This is a genomic window from Hyphomicrobium sp. DY-1, assembly GCF_047497105.1.
In the GTDB taxonomy this organism is placed as follows: domain Bacteria; phylum Pseudomonadota; class Alphaproteobacteria; order Rhizobiales; family Hyphomicrobiaceae; genus Hyphomicrobium_B.
In genome coordinates this window covers 1,045,048-1,059,804 of the sequence record NZ_CP134870.1, presented here as the reverse complement: position 1 = coordinate 1,059,804, position 14,757 = coordinate 1,045,048, and the positions used below count along the sequence as shown (strand labels likewise).

Here is a 14,757-nt window from a genome sequence, read left to right as displayed (position 1 = left end):
TGTAGTTCTATTGCCAGCCCGTCCGTAACATCCGTTTTGATGAGCGCACATGAGTTTCGACGAAGATCGAAAGTGCTTGTCATTAACATCAAGGGACGAAGCAAAAAAAGGTGAGTCAATGATGGGCAACAATAGTCGACTTGCAAAATTCAGTCCTTGGGGGGTGGGGGCGTTAACGGCCCTTTTCGTCGCCACAGGATCGACCGGCGCGGCTTTTGCGCACGACAACGGCAATCATGGTAAGAGGCCGCCTATCGTGCTCGACAGTTCCGGTGGGTTCATAATCGGCGGGTACCACAAGACAGGCCTGAGCCCTTCGTTCCCCGATCGAACGCTGTCGTGCGATCACGGGTACGTCGAGTATTTCCTGCCCGCAAAGCCGCGCAAGACCAGCCTTGTCCTGTGGCACAGCTCTAGCGCGCAGGTCTGGCAGAATCGTTGGGACGGCGGCGAAGGTTATAAGGATAAGATGCTGCGCGCCGATTATCCCACGTACATTTGGGACGGCCCGCGAGTGGGCAGGGCCAACTGGAGCTGCGAGACGGTCACCTACACGCCGTCAGCCCGCGATCAAGGCAATTTCACCGCCTGGGTTTTCGGCCCCGCGGTCCCTGCCGGCCAGGTCCCTACCCCAGCGGAGTTTTACCCGGGCTCCCAGTTCCCTTACCAAAGTCCGAAACTTGAGGAGTATTGGTGGAATGCGACCGGCGCTCGCTACGACGAGTTCGATATTGAGAAGAATATCGAGATCGAGACGGATGCGGCGGCCATTGCGGCCGACTCCGGCAGATTGGGCAAAAGCATCGTCTATCTGACAAACTCCGCGGGTGGGCTTCGCGCTATGAAGACGACAGCCAAGGCCACGGGCAACAACATCAAGGGCATCTATACTTACGAAAGTATCGGATATGTGTTCCCGATCGGTGATCCGCAAGTTGCAGCCGCGAACATTACGCTGTGCACGGATCCCGGCCCGGCCTGCGCCTTCGGTCCGCTGGGGGTTACACCAGAAGACTTCAAGAAGCTGGCAAGACTTCAGATTACGTTCGCATGGGGCGATCACCGGCCTGAAACATACAGCTTCGTCATACAGTCCCGCTTGTGCGCCAAGCTCATCAACGAATACGCTGCGAAGTACCACTTAGGAGGGCACGCCGAAGTGCTGAAGCTGGCAGAAGATGCAGGACTCACGGGAAGCACGCACATTGCGTTCGCCGACATGGACAACGATAAGGTTGCAGCGCTGCTCTTCAAGTTCCTGAAGAAGACCAAACTGGACGGCTATGCAAAGGCCGATGACCATGGCCATGACCACGGTTGGTGATCATCGGTAGCGAAAGTATTGATGCCTCTACCTGCGCGGTGCAGGTAGAGGACTAGCTATCGTGACACCAAGTTTGCATGGTCAGCTCATCCAAGTTTGGCGTTTTAATGCTCCGATATCGTAACCTGGAGTGCAAGTTGGAGGGTGCTACTGCACGCAAAACCGAAGAGCGAGACGGTGGAACGGAGCGAACGCGCGAGCAGGGCTTCGTGCTGCTGGTTGTTCTGTGGGTGCTCTCTTCCGTCGTCATGCTGGTTGCGTCGTTCAACAGTACGGTCCGCAGTGGCACGTCTTCGGCCGTATCAGAAGTCGGGTTGACCAAATTGGAAGCATTGCTCGACGCGGGTGTCGAAGTTGCGGCGGCGCATCTGATTGATCAGGACAAGCAGCAACGGTGGTTGGGAGACGGAAGAAAGCATTCAATTGAATTCGCCGGCGCGCAGCTGTCGATCACGGTGATGAATGCAAACAGCTTGATCGATTTGAACAAGAGCAGTGCCGCGCTGCTGCGCGCCTTCTTTCTAAAATTTACAAATTCCAAGATTGAAGCATCACGATATACAGACCTTATTCTGCGTGCCCGGCGGGCCGCCAGTGAAGATGGACGTGTCGATGGCGGCAACACGGCAGACCGCGCGGCTACGGATTTCCCTTCTCCAGATGCGGCCTTCATCGATGTATCGCAGCTCGGTCGTCTGCCCGGCATCCCCCGCGACGTGTTCGATGATGTTGCACCCTTTCTTACAGTTTTCAGCGATGATGGTACCATTTATCCTGTCACAGCACCGATTCAGATTCTTGAGGCAATTCCGGCACTCGGCCGGGCTGACGTTGAAAAAGTTCGTCACGCGGACAAATCGACTCTTGTTGGCCTGATGGGAATGGCGCCGGACTTTCTGACTTACGAAAGCGGGACCGCACATCTCGTCACCGTTCGCGCCCACCGTTCGAACGATGATTATGGCGTCGCTCGAACTTTTGTGATCGCAACAGGGGTCGACCGAGATGCGCCCTACAGGCTGCTGGCAAAGTGGCCGATGACAAATACGGCTGCAGAAAAAGCAAGATGACGCGAGAAAAGACAAACAAAAGGGCGGTTTTTCGCCTGCATAGCCACCGTTCTTTTCGGGAGATCGCCGATGCCAGCGACACGCGTTTTGGATAAATCAGTTGATCGTCTCAGTTTTCCGGCGGCGTCCCAAGCCGGTTGCCGTCAAATATTTGAACAAAGCCAGGGGCAGACGACGGTTCGCATCAGGCACCTAAGTGATTTTCCTTCTATCAACATGCTTCACACTGCGAGTTATCAGACGGGAGATGTGGAACGGCCTCGAGACATGGTTTGCGCGTGGACGTCGGATATTGCTCCAGCTTGTTTATCGAGATCCGCCTATGCGCTTTATTTAATTTCCGGCGAAATTACATATGGAGATTTGCATTGTCCGGCGACCGCCGGCGATCTCTTGGTGTTCTGGGGTGATTTTCGATTAGCCAGCATCGAAGCAGCAAAACTCAGAGCGTTGCTTTTGATAGTACACGAGCTCGAGCGACCAGATGGCATAGCCGACCAGTTCTCCACGGCAGTTCATATCTCTCGTCACCAGCTATTGGCACCTTTAGCGAGCTGTTTGGCGTTCATCGCTTCTCGCTATTCATTGGCATCTCAATTTGAATATGAAATGCTGTATGGTGCAGCTCGGGGATTAATCGCTATCGGACTGGCTCGGTCTGGCCAGCATGCTGAACCTATCGTACGGTCGCTAGGTCTCCAGATGCTCCAATACGTTGATCGCGAATTGCAGGATACTGATTTAGATCCGGCGAAAGTCGCCAGCTACTTCGGCGTCAGCGTCCGCTACGTGCACAAGTTGTTCGCTCAGCAAGGGCTTACGCTGGGGGCGTACATAAGAGCGAAGCGGCTAGAGCAAGTGCATTTTGAGCTCACCGCGCCGGGGAACCAGGACCAAAAAATAGCTAACATAGCGAAGAAGTGGGGCTTCAAAGATCTTTCAACGTTCGCGAGAGCTTTCCGAGAGAAGTACGGCTGCAAACCGAGCGAAGCGCGTTCCTCCCAGGTCCCGAGCCTCAGAAGCACTCCGCAATTAGATTTTTAGTTGCGTTTGGTCCCGGTCCTTGCAAAGTCCGATCGACCTAGTCGCCTGATATCCCGACTGAGAATTTCTCATTATCGGCCAGAATGGACGGTAAGTGCGTTCGCTTACTGATCGCGGGGAATACGCAATAGCGACATTACGCCTTGGCGCTTCCATGGGTTTAGGTCGCTCCGGGCGTCCGCTCGCTGAACGGGACATGGCTTCGGAGGTTTTTGCTATGTCTATCGCGCTCTTTGAATGACCTTAGCGCAACCGGCGAAGGCGCATTCTAACTACAGAGCTTCGTTATCCTGCACGATAAAGACCGTAACCTTGTCCATTGTCGGAAGGAAACCCGCCGCCATCGCTAGCCGGCGCCAGCATCATGGCAAGAACTCTTAAAATACTGATGAAATTGAGTTCTCTGTCAGCCTCTTTTTGTTCGCCGTAATCCGAGACTGCATTCTGGGTATCGCTACACTTTCCAGTGTCAAGACTCCGAGAATTCAAAACCCTCGTAGGTCAGGAGGACGACACCATGAAGAAATCCAATCAGCGATCGAAATTTCGGGCGCAAGCCTTGGCGGCTGGCATTCTTTGCATCTTCTCAGCGCCTTGCGCATTGGCGCACGGTAACGACAAAAATAACAACGACGATCTTGGTCCCTTTATCGTCGGCGAACAGGGTGTTCTCTACATGGGCGGCGTCTATGACACCGCGCCATCATCGGGAATGCCGACGACGATGTCAGGACAAGCGCATGTATTCTATCAGCTTCCTGTTTCGCCAAATAATCATTCGTGGAATTGGAAACGTACAAAGCGCCTGCCCATTATTATGATTCACGGCAGCCAGCAGACCGGCGCTAACTTTCTCGGAACTCCTGACGGTCGTCCGGGATGGGCAGCCTATTTCGTGGCGCACGGCTGGCCGGTTTACGTGATTGACCAGCCGGGCCGCGGCAAATCCGGCTATTTCCCGAATGCCTATGGGCCACAGGGTCCTAATCCGAACCCGACGACTGTAAAGCAGATGTTTACGGCGCCTGAACTCACCAGTCCTCTCGGCTGGCCGCAGGCAGCGCTTCATACGCAGTGGCCCGGCGGCCCCGGGAGCGGTGTGCCGGGCGAGTACGCCTTCGACCAGTTTTTCGCGTCACAAGTCGCGAACATGCCCAATGGCGATCAGGCTCTCGCACTCACCACGGCTGCAGTCGCAGCTTTGATCAAAAAGATAGGCCCGGCGATCATCATGACCCATTCGATGACGGGTCCGGAAAGCTGGTTTATTCCTCAGGCCGCGCCGGGCATGGTCAAAGCGATCATCGCGGTCGAGCCCACCGGTAATTCGAGTCTTAATGGTGACAGCACGCCTGGAACGTCATGCGGTCTCAGCAATGTTTGTTTGAACTTCAGCCCGCCTGTCGCGAGCGCTGCGGACCTCGGTCTGACCAAGACTCCGCCGCCGTCAGGCGGAGTCCAAGGACAGCCAGCAGCAAATCTGAAAAGCTGCTGGTTGCAATCCGGTCCCGTTATTCATCAGCCGACCAACCTCAAAGGCACGCCCATTTTGATTCAGACGGGCCAGGCGTCTTATCACTCAGGATATGATTACTGCACGTCGATGTTCCTCGATCAGGCCGGGATTCCCAACACCTACGTCTATCTGCCGAGCGCAAAGATATACGGCAACGGCCACATGCAGATGCTTGAGATGAATAATCTGCAAATTGCGGCCTTCGATGAGAAATGGCTTTCGAAGGCGCTTCATGTCCACGACAACGATTTGGCATGGGATCACTGAGTTTCAGAGCGGCGAGGGAAGCGGACAAGAACGTTCGCTTTCCTCGAAACGTGCTTTTCAGTTAACGGACAAGTGGCGTTGCGCAATCTATCGCCACTTGAGAGCCTAACGACGAAGGGAGCGTTGCCAGCAAGTGACGACCGCGATTTCAATCAGCTTTGCCAGAATTTCTCCGAGACGTCTTTCCTAGAAATCGTTCTATAGTCGCGAAATTCCAAGTCTCTTCTCGCGGCTGATGCGCGTTATTCGGATGGGGGCAACTTTGCGGAAATCGAGATACCAGCTTCCATCGATGAAGCTGCTCTTTTGCGGGCTATTGGCGGTCTCCGTGTTGAACGGTCCCGCCGCCGCCTTGATGCCCCCGAAGCATAGCGGTGTCGGCACTGGGTATCCCTTGGTTCAACTGGCGCATGGCTTTCATTGCCGACGAATGTTCGGTTGGGATCCTCGTTTGGGGATCTATCATTGGCATCGCCATGAAGGAATATGCAGAGATCATCACCGTTGCATGAAAGTGATGTACCGATGCGATTTGCTGATGGGGAAGGGATGGGAACCCTGGTCATACGAGCGGTGGGGCTTCGATAATTGGCGCTTCGACAAATGCATGCTTGATGCAGGATGCTATTAGTTCGAGGATGGCCTAGTTCATTCGAGCTTTGGATTTCCGGCGATGACGCGTGGTACTTCACTTGGCGGAAAATTTGCGGCCCGAGCATTCTTTTTCACGCTTGCGCTCGTTCTTGGCCAATCGGAACTTCGTGCAGAGGGTGTAACGATTGAGAGCGATAACCCGTCGCAACGCATCAAATTGCAAGTCGATAAAGCGACGGTGGGAGAGGTGCTGCAAGCATTACACGACAAATACGGTGTCGAGTTAGCTGGCAATACCGACATCGACTCTGATGATCCAATCTCGGTGACCTTTCAAGGCAGTCTGCCAAACATACTTGAGCGATTGTTGCGCAATCGAAATTATATGATTGTCCGATCAAAAAAGAACGTTACGGGCGTAGAGAAAATTTTGATCGCCGTCTCGGACCACTCGAAGGATACGAAAAGCCCACCGCCTCCCGCCGCGTCGCCGGCGATGCCTTGAGTCATCTTTCCTTGCTTAAGGCGGTGAAAGGCTAGGGACATGACGTCCCTCCGGAGTCCGAGCAAGCCTTCTTGAAGCGGATGACCTGAGACGTCTCATCATCGCGTTTAAGTGTGACCGCGTCCCGCTCCACCGAGGCTACAAGCCATCCCTTGAGCATGTCGCCGACCTGAACGTGAAAATCCGTTCCCGTATCTTCGCTGCGGAGCAATGCAATTGTTCTTTCGGGGTTCAGCAATACTCCCAGCAGTTGGTAGTCAGGTGGCGGCTGCGGTGGCGCAATTTTCGATTTAGCTTCTTGCGGGGGTGGCCGTCGCCGACTTGGCGCAAAGAGCGGTCTCTTCACCCAGTTTTCAAGCGACGCTTTGTCGAACGTGGCCAAGGGATTTCCCGTAAGAAGAGAGACTTCCGTCGTCGGCTTTTGTTCGGGCGCCGCATCTCCCTCTGACTTCGCGTTGTCGAGGGGGGTGATTTGTGCAGTCGCGCTTGAAGGGCTGGGAGCTGCGGAATTCCACATCGATAATATGGTATCACGGTTGTCGAGCCATACGAGCGCGCCCAAGGCTAAGCATACAATAACGAGCAGAAGGGGACGATACTTCGCCATATCAGGACGCTCCGCTTTGTGCAGCAAAGCCGCTAACCTGCAAGGTTACATCGAGGGGCCCTAGATAGTGGGGCTCGGGGGGCCGAAAGTCGTCGTGAATCGCTCTGACCGTAATGTCGTCTATGAAGATGAGGGGCGTTCCCGTTTCGAGTGTATGAATAATGTCGCGCAGACCGTCGATCCCGACGTTGATCGAAATGCTGACGGAGATTTGCATGAGATTGCCGTCCTCCTTGGGCGGCAAGATTTGAATGCTCGAGGCTGTTCCACCGTTTGCAGTCACGAGCGAATTGACGAGACTTTGCAGGTTCGCACCGGCCACGCCCGTCTTGTCGCCTTCGAGCAGCAGGCTCTTATCTTGTCCGAGGGCTGCGAGATCTGCATGCTCTTTGCGGAGCTTGTCCTCATGGGCGACTTGCGCACGCAGTTGCGGGAGTAATTCCTGTTTATCCGCAATCGTGCTTTCGAGCGCTGCAACGCGCATAAAGGGCGCTACTGCAACGCCGCCCAGAGTCAGGACCACGACCAGAAATATTGCGACGGATACGTAGGCTCCATAGGATTTCACTGGTTCTTCTCCGGAGTTCCTTCGCTTTGGACCTTTCCGACGATCGAAAATGTTCCGAGTTTGTCGCCGTCATCTCGTGTCGTGGGGGCGGAAAATCGCACGTCTTCAAATTCGGGAGTGCTTTCAAGTGTGCTGATGAGCCCCGTCGGATCAGGTGATTTTCCGACGATGCGCGCTTCGTTGTCGTGGATTTCGAATTCGTCGAGATAAGCGGTATCCGGAAGCGCACGACTAAGTGCCTCGATCAGTTCCATCACTGGGCGATGATCGATTTTTCGCTTTGCGAGGCGCTCGCGCTCGTCTCTGATCTTTGTGTTCTCTTCGTTGAGCCGCTTCACTTCGTCGACGCGCTTCATGACGGCGGCGATCTGACTATCGAGTTCTCTATATTGCGAATCTCTATTCCAAAGTTGATAGACCCCGAAGGCGCAGATTGCGAAGCTGGAGACGACGAGGGCGCCAAGCACCAAATTCAATCGGCCCGCCGTCCTGACGATTGGGTCGGGTTCGAGCCGTAGCAGCTCGATTTTCGATGCAGCCTCCGGCGAAGGTGCAAAGTCGACTGCACGAGGAGAAAGGCCAATTTCGCGCGCACGTTCGAGCGCACTGTCGACGATTTGCCGTGTTGTCGCGACGATTTCCGTATCGATTTGGTCGGAGGAGAGCGCGTTAGGGCCGATGATGCGATAGCCGTAGTACGTCTTCTCCTGCGGCCAAGCAACGATAGTTTCAATCTTGTTTTCCACGATGGAATTCATCAAATCGGCGGCGGCTTCGGGGACACGTATGGTTCTCTGAACGACCTCGGTCGGAGAAACTCGGAGCAAAATCTGCTTTGAATCTTGCGAAGATTTGCCGATCAAAATTCGCCTCACCTTGGCGATTTCGTCGGGCCCCGCATCCTTTGCGAGTGTCGCGAGGCACACCATGGGACCTTCGCCTTTCGTGAAGATCTGCAGGCCTCCAGCGGTATGAAAGAGCATCGTACGCCATGGGCGCTCGCCCGTGGGTCGACGTGTGATGACGCTGCTCAATTCACGGAGCCACCAGGTATAAAGCCGGCGAGCACGGCTTTGATTGTTTGGATCGTGCGTCACTGCGTTTTCTCCGCGGGCACACTGACCATGGGCAATTTCGCGAGCAACCTATAGGGTGCCGACGGATCAACGCCCGTTGCGATTACGAAGGTGCGGTTGATGCTATAGCTGTCGTCGGGGCGGTGGGCGCTGACCGTTACGAGATAGGCCGGTCCACTCTGGTCCGTCACGTAGGCCTGAGCATTTTGTACGATGTCCGCGACAGCCGATTTGTCGGCGTACTTTAGTTTTTCGATATCGGCGCGATTAAGACCCGGTATCGCCTCCAACACGGGGCGTGGCGCCGCGATAGGGTCGATGGTTCCGTCTCTGCTGTAGACGGTGAGATAGGGGGCGACCCGATTGAATAAGTCGACGGGTATTCCTTTCGTTCGTCCAAGCTCCCAGACATCGATGAATGCCGCTCGAGTAGAAAACGTATCATGCGGGGCGTTTGAAGCAGCATCGGTTTGGCTTTGCTTTCCGGTACCGGTAGCGGCTTCGCGAGCTTTCATCACGATGTTGGTCATTTTTTGAGCTTTGATGGCAGAGCGCGTAAATTTCTGGAAGAAGGACAGAAGCAGCTTTTCATCACTTTTATTGAGATCGATGAACCCATTTGCATCTGTGGCTGAGATCGCTAATTCGGATCCCGCAAATTTTATGGTGTGTTTTACGCCGTCTCCGGTCCAGCGCCGATTATCATTCTGGTCAATCAGATGCGCCGCCGCGACTTCGACCCCGGCGTCGATGAGAGCTTCCGACTTCGTCCAACTGACTTCTGAGACGGCGGATGCCGTGCTCCCGCGGACGGCGCCGTTGAAGGACGAGACAAGGATGACTGCCGAGGTCAGGACCCACAGAACAACGAGCATGACGAAGCCATGTTCGCGGGGGCGTTCGATCGCGTCCGCGCCACCAGTGAGCCTGCCAGAGATCTCCCTTTCCACCGTCTATCTCCCGCTTTGTTCCTGAGACACGAAGGTGTTCTGGTTGAACTGCCCTTTGGTCCGGGCGCTGCATCCGTCGGAGCCTTCGGTGAGACAGTCGAGTTCCGCGTCTGTCCGCAAGGCGACGACAAAGGGCTGAGCGATATCGGCGCCTGTCCTCGCATCGATGATCTCAAGCCGAATAAGATCCGGCAGCCGGTTGGGCTTCGGCCATGAGGCGAGCCATCGACCGCCGCGCGCGCCCTTCTGGGCATATGAGAATTGATATTTAAATGGCCCTTCCAATAGCGACACTTGGTTTGCCGGCGTGGCTCCTGGAAACTGAAACATGTTGCTTACGTAGGGTGCGCGGGCTCTGATCATCTCTGTCTGCGAACCATTGCGCGCGATCGAATAGTCGACGAAGTAGGGGCCGGGCGAGGTCGGGTAGGGAGGTTCCATGGTCACGAACGACAGTCGTCCTTCGGTTCCCGTGAATATGAATCGCCGGTTTTCATTCACGGTATGGCTAAGTCTACGGAGGCCTGAGACGTCCCGCTGAAAAATATCGAATGCGCGCGACAACATTTCGAGCCTCTCGATGCCGTTTGCGTTTGCATTCCAATTCTGTGAGAGCGTGCGAAGAGCTGCGCTCAGCAGGCCGAGTATCATCGTCAGGATCGTGAGACTCACGAGCAATTCGATCAGTGTGAAGCCGCTCTCTCCACGTATCGGTGCCCTATGTCTCGGGACGCTAGCCATTGTTACGTCCTAACTTCAACGAATCGAGCTCAAGTTGCCGGCCGCCGGGCCAACTGACCGTCACGCGGACGTGCTGGAGCTTCCAATCATCGCGCGCCTGAATCTTTGCCCATGGGGCCGTTTCCGGCTGCACGTCGACCGACCACTGAAAGCCGTTGTCTTCGCCGGTCTTCGGAATGGGCTTTCCCGACCAGCCGGAGTCCGCATCGGCGAGCAATCCCTGGGCAAGAATCCGCGCTCTGGCGTAGTTGGCCGCAGTTCCTGCCGTTCTAAGCGCGCGCGAATGCGCTTCAAACAAGCTGACAAGTCCGATCGACAGGACCAGCATTGCGATCAGCGTTTCGAACAAAGTGAAGCCAGATCTTGGGTCGCCGGACACGGGCCGTTCAGTTGAGCGAGTCGGCGGAGACGCGACCGGTAAGCCAGTTGACGCGAATTTCATAACCTTTGCCTTCTGATTTGAGAGCGATGGTGCCGCCGGTAGAACTGCCGTTCGGGAAGAAACGGATTCCCGCACTGGAAGGAGAGAGCCTTTCACTATCCGCGGCCGTGACATCCAAATTTATGGATCTTGAGAGCGCTAGTGGTGGGATGCCGTTGCCAAATTCTATCGCGTGCCGATCAACGTCGATCACCGCGACGCGATCCGTCCCGGAGATCATCGCGCCGGATCTGATATCGCGCAGACGCGACGCCGCCAGGAGCGAAGCTGTCTTCAATTGGGCGGAGCTCGATGGGCTGCGATAAAGCGTCGAAATCGCGCCCGCGGTTAGCGCAATAACGACGAGTACCACCAACACCTCAAAGAGGGTGAAACCGGCCTCTCCGCATGCAGCTCGGTTGCTATTGCCAGCTCGCCACATCTTGGTCCTCGCCTTCGCCGCCTTCCTTCTTGTCGGCGCCGAGTGTCAAAATATCGAATGCTCCGTGCTTTCCGGGATAACGGTAGATATACGGCTGTCCCCAGGGATCGAGCGGCACCTTATCCTTCTTGAGATAGGGTCCGTTCCAGCTCGGCATGTTGCCGGGCCGCTGAACAAGCGCCGTCAGCCCTTCTCGCCCATCGGGATATCTGCCGTTATCGAGCTTGAAGAGTTCGAGCGACGTCCCCAGGCTCTCAATCTGCACTTTTGCGGTTTTTGTTCGCGAGCTTCCGAGATAACCGATCACCCGCGGTGCGACGAGGCTCGCAAGAAGAACGAGGATGACCATCACGACGAGCAATTCGATGAGCGTGAAGCCCATCTCGCCGGCGTGCTTGCGCTTCTTTCGCCTGGCGAGGTTCGAACGATTGATTTTTTTTATCTTCATTTCCGCTGCCCTCTTCATATGGCGAGATCGTTGATGCTGATGACCGCACTCAGGATCGACACGATGATGAACGCGATGATGCCGCTGACGAGAAGAATGATCACCGGTTCGAATATCGTGAACGTCCGCTCCACGGTTCTCTCTAATTTCTCTTCGAAGACTTCCGCCATATGCTGCAGGGAAGATGAAAGGCTGCCGGTCTCTTCTCCGACCCGAAGCATGTTGATGAGGACCGGAGGGAAGATCGCCGACTGGGCAAGCGGGTCGAGGAAGCTGCGACCCTTTCTGAGCGCATCGTAGGAGCGTTCCAGGGCAGCCGACGCCGACTTATTGCCGATAACGTCGCCGACAAGCTTCATGGCCGAGGGGAGATCGATGCCATTCTCGATCAGCATGCCGAGCGTGCGGCAGAATCGGACTGTCAGGTTGAGTTTGAGGATGCTTCCGATCAAGGGGAGGCGCAGAAGCAGGTTCTCGACGTGGCCGCGGAGCTTGGACCAACCAAGCACGAGGATGATGATCGTCGCTGCAATGGCGGCAAGCAGATATTCCCAATTGGCGAGCAGCCAGTCCGACGCACCGATGACAAAGCGCGCCTGATCGGGAATCTTCGTGCCGGCGTTGCTGATCATATCTTTGAAGCGCGGTACGACGACTGTCAGCATGATCGTGACGGCGGCGATCGCCATCACGATTAGCAGGCAGGGGTAAAGCACTTCCGAAAGCGCCATGCTTTTCAGCTTTTGAGACTTTTCCCGGCCTGTCGCTATTCGCTCGAGGACGGTCTCAAGGGTTCCGCTCGCTTCGGCGACGCGGACCATTCTGGAGTAGATCGGTGGGAACGCGCCACCTTGAAGCTCTAATGCCTCGCAAAAGCTCTTTCCGCTGCTGATCTCCCCGCCGATGCGGCCGATCAATCGCCCGAGCGCTTTCGAGCCTGCATCTCTTTCGAGAAATGCGAGCGCTTGGTCGAGCGGCAAGCCAGCTTTGATCAGCATGCCGAGTTCGCGTGTGAAGAGTGTTATCTGCCGGCTTGACGGAAGTCCCGAGAAGAGAGACGAGCGCGCGCGGTTTGGCCCCGATGCAGACGCTTTGATCTCCATCACTTCGATCGGAAAATGCCCGAGCTGATGCAGGTCCTGCAAAACGGTCGTACGGTCCAACGCTTCCATCTCACCGGAGAGGCTGGCCCCGGCGCGTGTAAGCGCCTTATATCGATAGAGCATGATTAGTCGGCCAAGTGAGTATCGCCGAATCCATGCGTGTCAGATGTTGTCATGATGCGTCCTCCCAATTTCTATTTCTTTTGACGACGCTGTCTTTGGGCGTCTTCAAACGTCGAGTGCTACGCGCCGGACCTCCTCTTGCGTGGTGACGCCTGAGCGGCATTTGGCCAGTCCGTCCATAATCATCGTGGTCATGCCGTTTTTTCTGGCCGCAGCCTCGATCAGGGCTGTCTCGGCGTGCGGCTGAATGAGTTGGCGAATTTCATCATCGACGCTCAGGACTTCAGCGATGACGAGGCGCCCGCTGTAGCCAGTCCCGAAGCATCGTTCGCAGCCGACCGCGCGCCAATGACGATCTTCGCCGGGCGTGGCATCGGCGGCTTGTGCGCGACCCAGCGACAGCCTTTCGTCTGAAGGTTGCTTACAATAATCGCAAAGAACTCTGACCAAGCGTTGCCCCACGACGCATCGGAGCGAGGAGGCGAGCAAGAACGCGTCAATACCCATATCGAGAAGGCGGGGGATCGCGCCGGCGGCTGTGTTCGTGTGAAGCGTCGACAACACGAGATGTCCGGTGAGCGCTGAGTGGATTGCGATACTCGCAGTCTCTCCGTCGCGCATCTCGCCAACCATCAGAACATCGGGATCGTGACGAAGGAAAGAGCGGAGTGCGTCCGCGAACGTGAGGCCGATAGACGGCTTGGCCTGCGTTTGGTTGACACCGTCAAGTTCGTATTCGATGGGGTCTTCGATCGTCAAAATTTTGCGGTGAGATTTGTTAAGTAGCGACAGTGCCGTCGCAAGGGTCGTCGTTTTGCCGGATCCGGTTGGGCCAGTGACCAACATCAAACCGTATGGCGCCGATAGGTGCCTGCGTATTTCGGTTTCGTCGCGCTGGCTAAATCCGAGAGGAGCGAAATCCAGCATCCGCCTGACGTTATCTAGAAGTCGGATCGCCACGGCCTCGCCATGCACCGTCGGGATCGTGGCGATGCGCAGGTCGAGCCGGTGCTCGTTGATGCGGATGCGGGCGCGTCCGTCTTGTGGGAGCCGACGTTCGGCAATGTTCAATCCGGACAGAATCTTTACGCGTGAGACGACAGCCTTGGCCATTTGCGCTGGGGGTGGAGTGACCTCTCGCAACATCCCGTCGACCCTTATACGAATGACGACGCGTCCATCGAACGGTTCAATGTGAATGTCCGTTGCACGCGCGTGTATCGCATTCTGAATCATCTGATTGACGAATCGAACGACGGGCGCGCCGAGTGCCATGTCGCGAAGATGTTCTACGTCGTCGCCGCCTTCGGCTTTATTGCCCTCTTGCCAAACGGTGGTTGTTCCACGTTCGCGCGAGCTTCGCTCGATGGCGGCCAAGATGTCCTCGGCTGCGGCAACTCGAGGAATGATTTCGCGCTGAAGTGCAATGCGAACGGCGTTGATGGATTGAACGTCCGACGGGTCCTCCATCGCAAGAAGGACGCCGTCTTCGACCTCTCCTAGGGGAAATATTTTGTTTTCCCGCAAGAAGATTGGGGAAATATCCGTTTGCGGCGGTTGAAATCTTGTCCAGTCGCCCTCTTCGACTTTTGGGACATTGTGAAAATCTGCGACCGCGCGAACCAACGCCTGCGACTGTAAGCCGGATGCCTTTCGTAGAGCGGAAAAGATGGATGCGCCGGTTTCCTGACGGAACTTGCCTACACTGTCCAGGTCGGTCGGTGTGATGAGCCGCCCGCTGAGTAGGTACTCTTCAAAGCTTCCACTCATACCTTCCCTCCAACACCGAGCGCCAAAGTCGAGGGCGTCGACTGCGCGCGAGTTTAGCAAAGTGGGTGGGCTTCAAAAATCCTTTTATTTCGATTTGAGCTGCTCAATCGATCAGAGACTCGATATTCTTTTATCGGTATTTCGCATTACGAACACGGAATGCACGGAAATCCAATTTAGTGCACTAG

16 protein-coding genes are annotated in these 14,757 nt (G+C 55.7%); 6 read left to right on the top strand and 10 right to left on the bottom strand.

Annotated features, from left to right (window positions below):
• The first annotated feature begins 49 nt into the window (after positions 1-49).
• From RLW41_RS05060 to RLW41_RS05035, 6 genes are all read left to right on the top strand, one after another.
• Positions 50-1,324: a hypothetical protein gene (locus tag RLW41_RS05060; RefSeq protein ID WP_414463765.1), complete on the top strand. Its 1,275-nt coding sequence runs from the start codon at positions 50-52 to the stop codon at positions 1,322-1,324.
• A 137-nt stretch (positions 1,325-1,461) separates the two neighbouring features.
• Positions 1,462-2,394: a hypothetical protein gene (locus tag RLW41_RS05055; RefSeq protein ID WP_414463764.1), complete on the top strand. Its 933-nt coding sequence runs from the start codon at positions 1,462-1,464 to the stop codon at positions 2,392-2,394.
• 69 nt (positions 2,395-2,463) lie between these two features.
• Positions 2,464-3,438 (top strand): helix-turn-helix transcriptional regulator, encoded by a 975-nt coding sequence (locus RLW41_RS05050; RefSeq protein ID WP_414463763.1) that lies wholly within the window; start codon positions 2,464-2,466, stop codon positions 3,436-3,438.
• Between the two features lie 517 nt (positions 3,439-3,955).
• Complete coding sequence (locus RLW41_RS05045) at positions 3,956-5,221, top strand: hypothetical protein (protein WP_414463762.1); 1,266 nt, start codon at positions 3,956-3,958, stop codon at positions 5,219-5,221.
• 374 nt (positions 5,222-5,595) lie between these two features.
• Positions 5,596-5,733: a hypothetical protein gene (locus RLW41_RS05040; protein ID WP_414463761.1), complete on the top strand. Its 138-nt coding sequence runs from the start codon at positions 5,596-5,598 to the stop codon at positions 5,731-5,733.
• A 161-nt stretch (positions 5,734-5,894) separates the two neighbouring features.
• The gene (locus RLW41_RS05035; RefSeq protein ID WP_414463760.1) at positions 5,895-6,320 is read left to right on the top strand and encodes a hypothetical protein; all 426 of its coding nucleotides are present in this window, start codon (positions 5,895-5,897) and stop codon (positions 6,318-6,320) included.
• A 31-nt stretch (positions 6,321-6,351) separates the two neighbouring features.
• On the opposite strand, the gene RLW41_RS05030 is transcribed toward RLW41_RS05035, so the two are convergent.
• The 10 genes from RLW41_RS05030 to RLW41_RS04985 all read right to left on the bottom strand — a co-directional run bounded on the left by RLW41_RS05030 (position 6,352) and on the right by RLW41_RS04985 (position 14,569).
• Positions 6,352-6,927, bottom strand: coding sequence for a hypothetical protein (locus tag RLW41_RS05030; protein ID WP_414463759.1), 576 nt, complete (start codon positions 6,925-6,927; stop codon positions 6,352-6,354).
• Position 6,928: 1 nt separating this feature from the next.
• On the bottom strand, positions 6,929-7,495 hold the full coding sequence (gspM, locus tag RLW41_RS05025; protein ID WP_414463758.1) for a type II secretion system protein GspM: 567 nt from the start codon (positions 7,493-7,495) through the stop codon (positions 6,929-6,931).
• Entirely contained in the window at positions 7,492-8,592 is a 1,101-nt protein-coding gene (locus RLW41_RS05020) for a PilN domain-containing protein (protein ID WP_414463757.1), read from the bottom strand. The genes gspM and RLW41_RS05020 overlap by 4 nt, the downstream gene beginning before the upstream one ends.
• The gene (locus RLW41_RS05015) at positions 8,589-9,521 is read right to left on the bottom strand and encodes a hypothetical protein (protein ID WP_414463756.1); all 933 of its coding nucleotides are present in this window, start codon (positions 9,519-9,521) and stop codon (positions 8,589-8,591) included. The genes RLW41_RS05020 and RLW41_RS05015 overlap by 4 nt, the downstream gene beginning before the upstream one ends.
• A 3-nt stretch (positions 9,522-9,524) precedes the next feature.
• Entirely contained in the window at positions 9,525-10,262 is a 738-nt protein-coding gene (locus tag RLW41_RS05010) for a prepilin-type N-terminal cleavage/methylation domain-containing protein (RefSeq protein WP_414463755.1), read from the bottom strand.
• Complete coding sequence (locus RLW41_RS05005) at positions 10,255-10,641, bottom strand: type IV pilus modification PilV family protein (protein WP_414463754.1); 387 nt, start codon at positions 10,639-10,641, stop codon at positions 10,255-10,257. Before RLW41_RS05005 ends, RLW41_RS05010 begins: the two co-directional genes overlap by 8 nt.
• Positions 10,642-10,648: 7 nt before the next feature.
• Positions 10,649-11,125 (bottom strand): GspH/FimT family pseudopilin, encoded by a 477-nt coding sequence (locus RLW41_RS05000; RefSeq protein ID WP_414463753.1) that lies wholly within the window; start codon positions 11,123-11,125, stop codon positions 10,649-10,651.
• Positions 11,106-11,573 carry a type II secretion system major pseudopilin GspG gene (gspG, locus tag RLW41_RS04995; RefSeq protein ID WP_414463752.1) on the bottom strand — a complete coding sequence of 156 codons (468 nt, stop codon included), beginning with the start codon at positions 11,571-11,573 and terminating at the stop codon, positions 11,106-11,108. Before gspG ends, RLW41_RS05000 begins: the two co-directional genes overlap by 20 nt.
• A 14-nt stretch (positions 11,574-11,587) precedes the next feature.
• Positions 11,588-12,799 (bottom strand): type II secretion system F family protein, encoded by a 1,212-nt coding sequence (locus RLW41_RS04990; RefSeq protein WP_414463751.1) that lies wholly within the window; start codon positions 12,797-12,799, stop codon positions 11,588-11,590.
• A gap of 105 nt (positions 12,800-12,904) precedes the next feature.
• Positions 12,905-14,569: a GspE/PulE family protein gene (locus tag RLW41_RS04985; RefSeq protein ID WP_414463750.1), complete on the bottom strand. Its 1,665-nt coding sequence runs from the start codon at positions 14,567-14,569 to the stop codon at positions 12,905-12,907.
• Positions 14,570-14,757: the final 188 nt, after the last annotated feature.

Bases quoted from the DNA above. Each gene is read 5' to 3' on its own strand.
- RLW41_RS05060 (WP_414463765.1), top strand. From the start codon at position 50: ATGAGTTTCGACGAAGATCGAAAGTGCTTGTCATTAACATCAAGGGAC.
- RLW41_RS05050 (WP_414463763.1), top strand. From the start codon at position 2,464: ATGCCAGCGACACGCGTTTTGGATAAATCAGTTGATCGTCTCAGTTTT.
- RLW41_RS05045 (WP_414463762.1), top strand. From the start codon at position 3,956: ATGAAGAAATCCAATCAGCGATCGAAATTTCGGGCGCAAGCCTTGGCG.
- RLW41_RS05035 (WP_414463760.1), top strand. From the start codon at position 5,895: ATGACGCGTGGTACTTCACTTGGCGGAAAATTTGCGGCCCGAGCATTC.
- RLW41_RS05030 (WP_414463759.1), bottom strand. From the start codon at position 6,927: ATGGCGAAGTATCGTCCCCTTCTGCTCGTTATTGTATGCTTAGCCTTG.
- RLW41_RS05010 (WP_414463755.1), bottom strand. From the start codon at position 10,262: ATGGCTAGCGTCCCGAGACATAGGGCACCGATACGTGGAGAGAGCGGC.
- RLW41_RS05000 (WP_414463753.1), bottom strand. From the start codon at position 11,125: ATGTGGCGAGCTGGCAATAGCAACCGAGCTGCATGCGGAGAGGCCGGT.
- gspG (WP_414463752.1), bottom strand. From the start codon at position 11,573: ATGAAGATAAAAAAAATCAATCGTTCGAACCTCGCCAGGCGAAAGAAG.
- RLW41_RS04990 (WP_414463751.1), bottom strand. From the start codon at position 12,799: ATGCTCTATCGATATAAGGCGCTTACACGCGCCGGGGCCAGCCTCTCC.
- RLW41_RS04985 (WP_414463750.1), bottom strand. From the start codon at position 14,569: ATGAGTGGAAGCTTTGAAGAGTACCTACTCAGCGGGCGGCTCATCACA.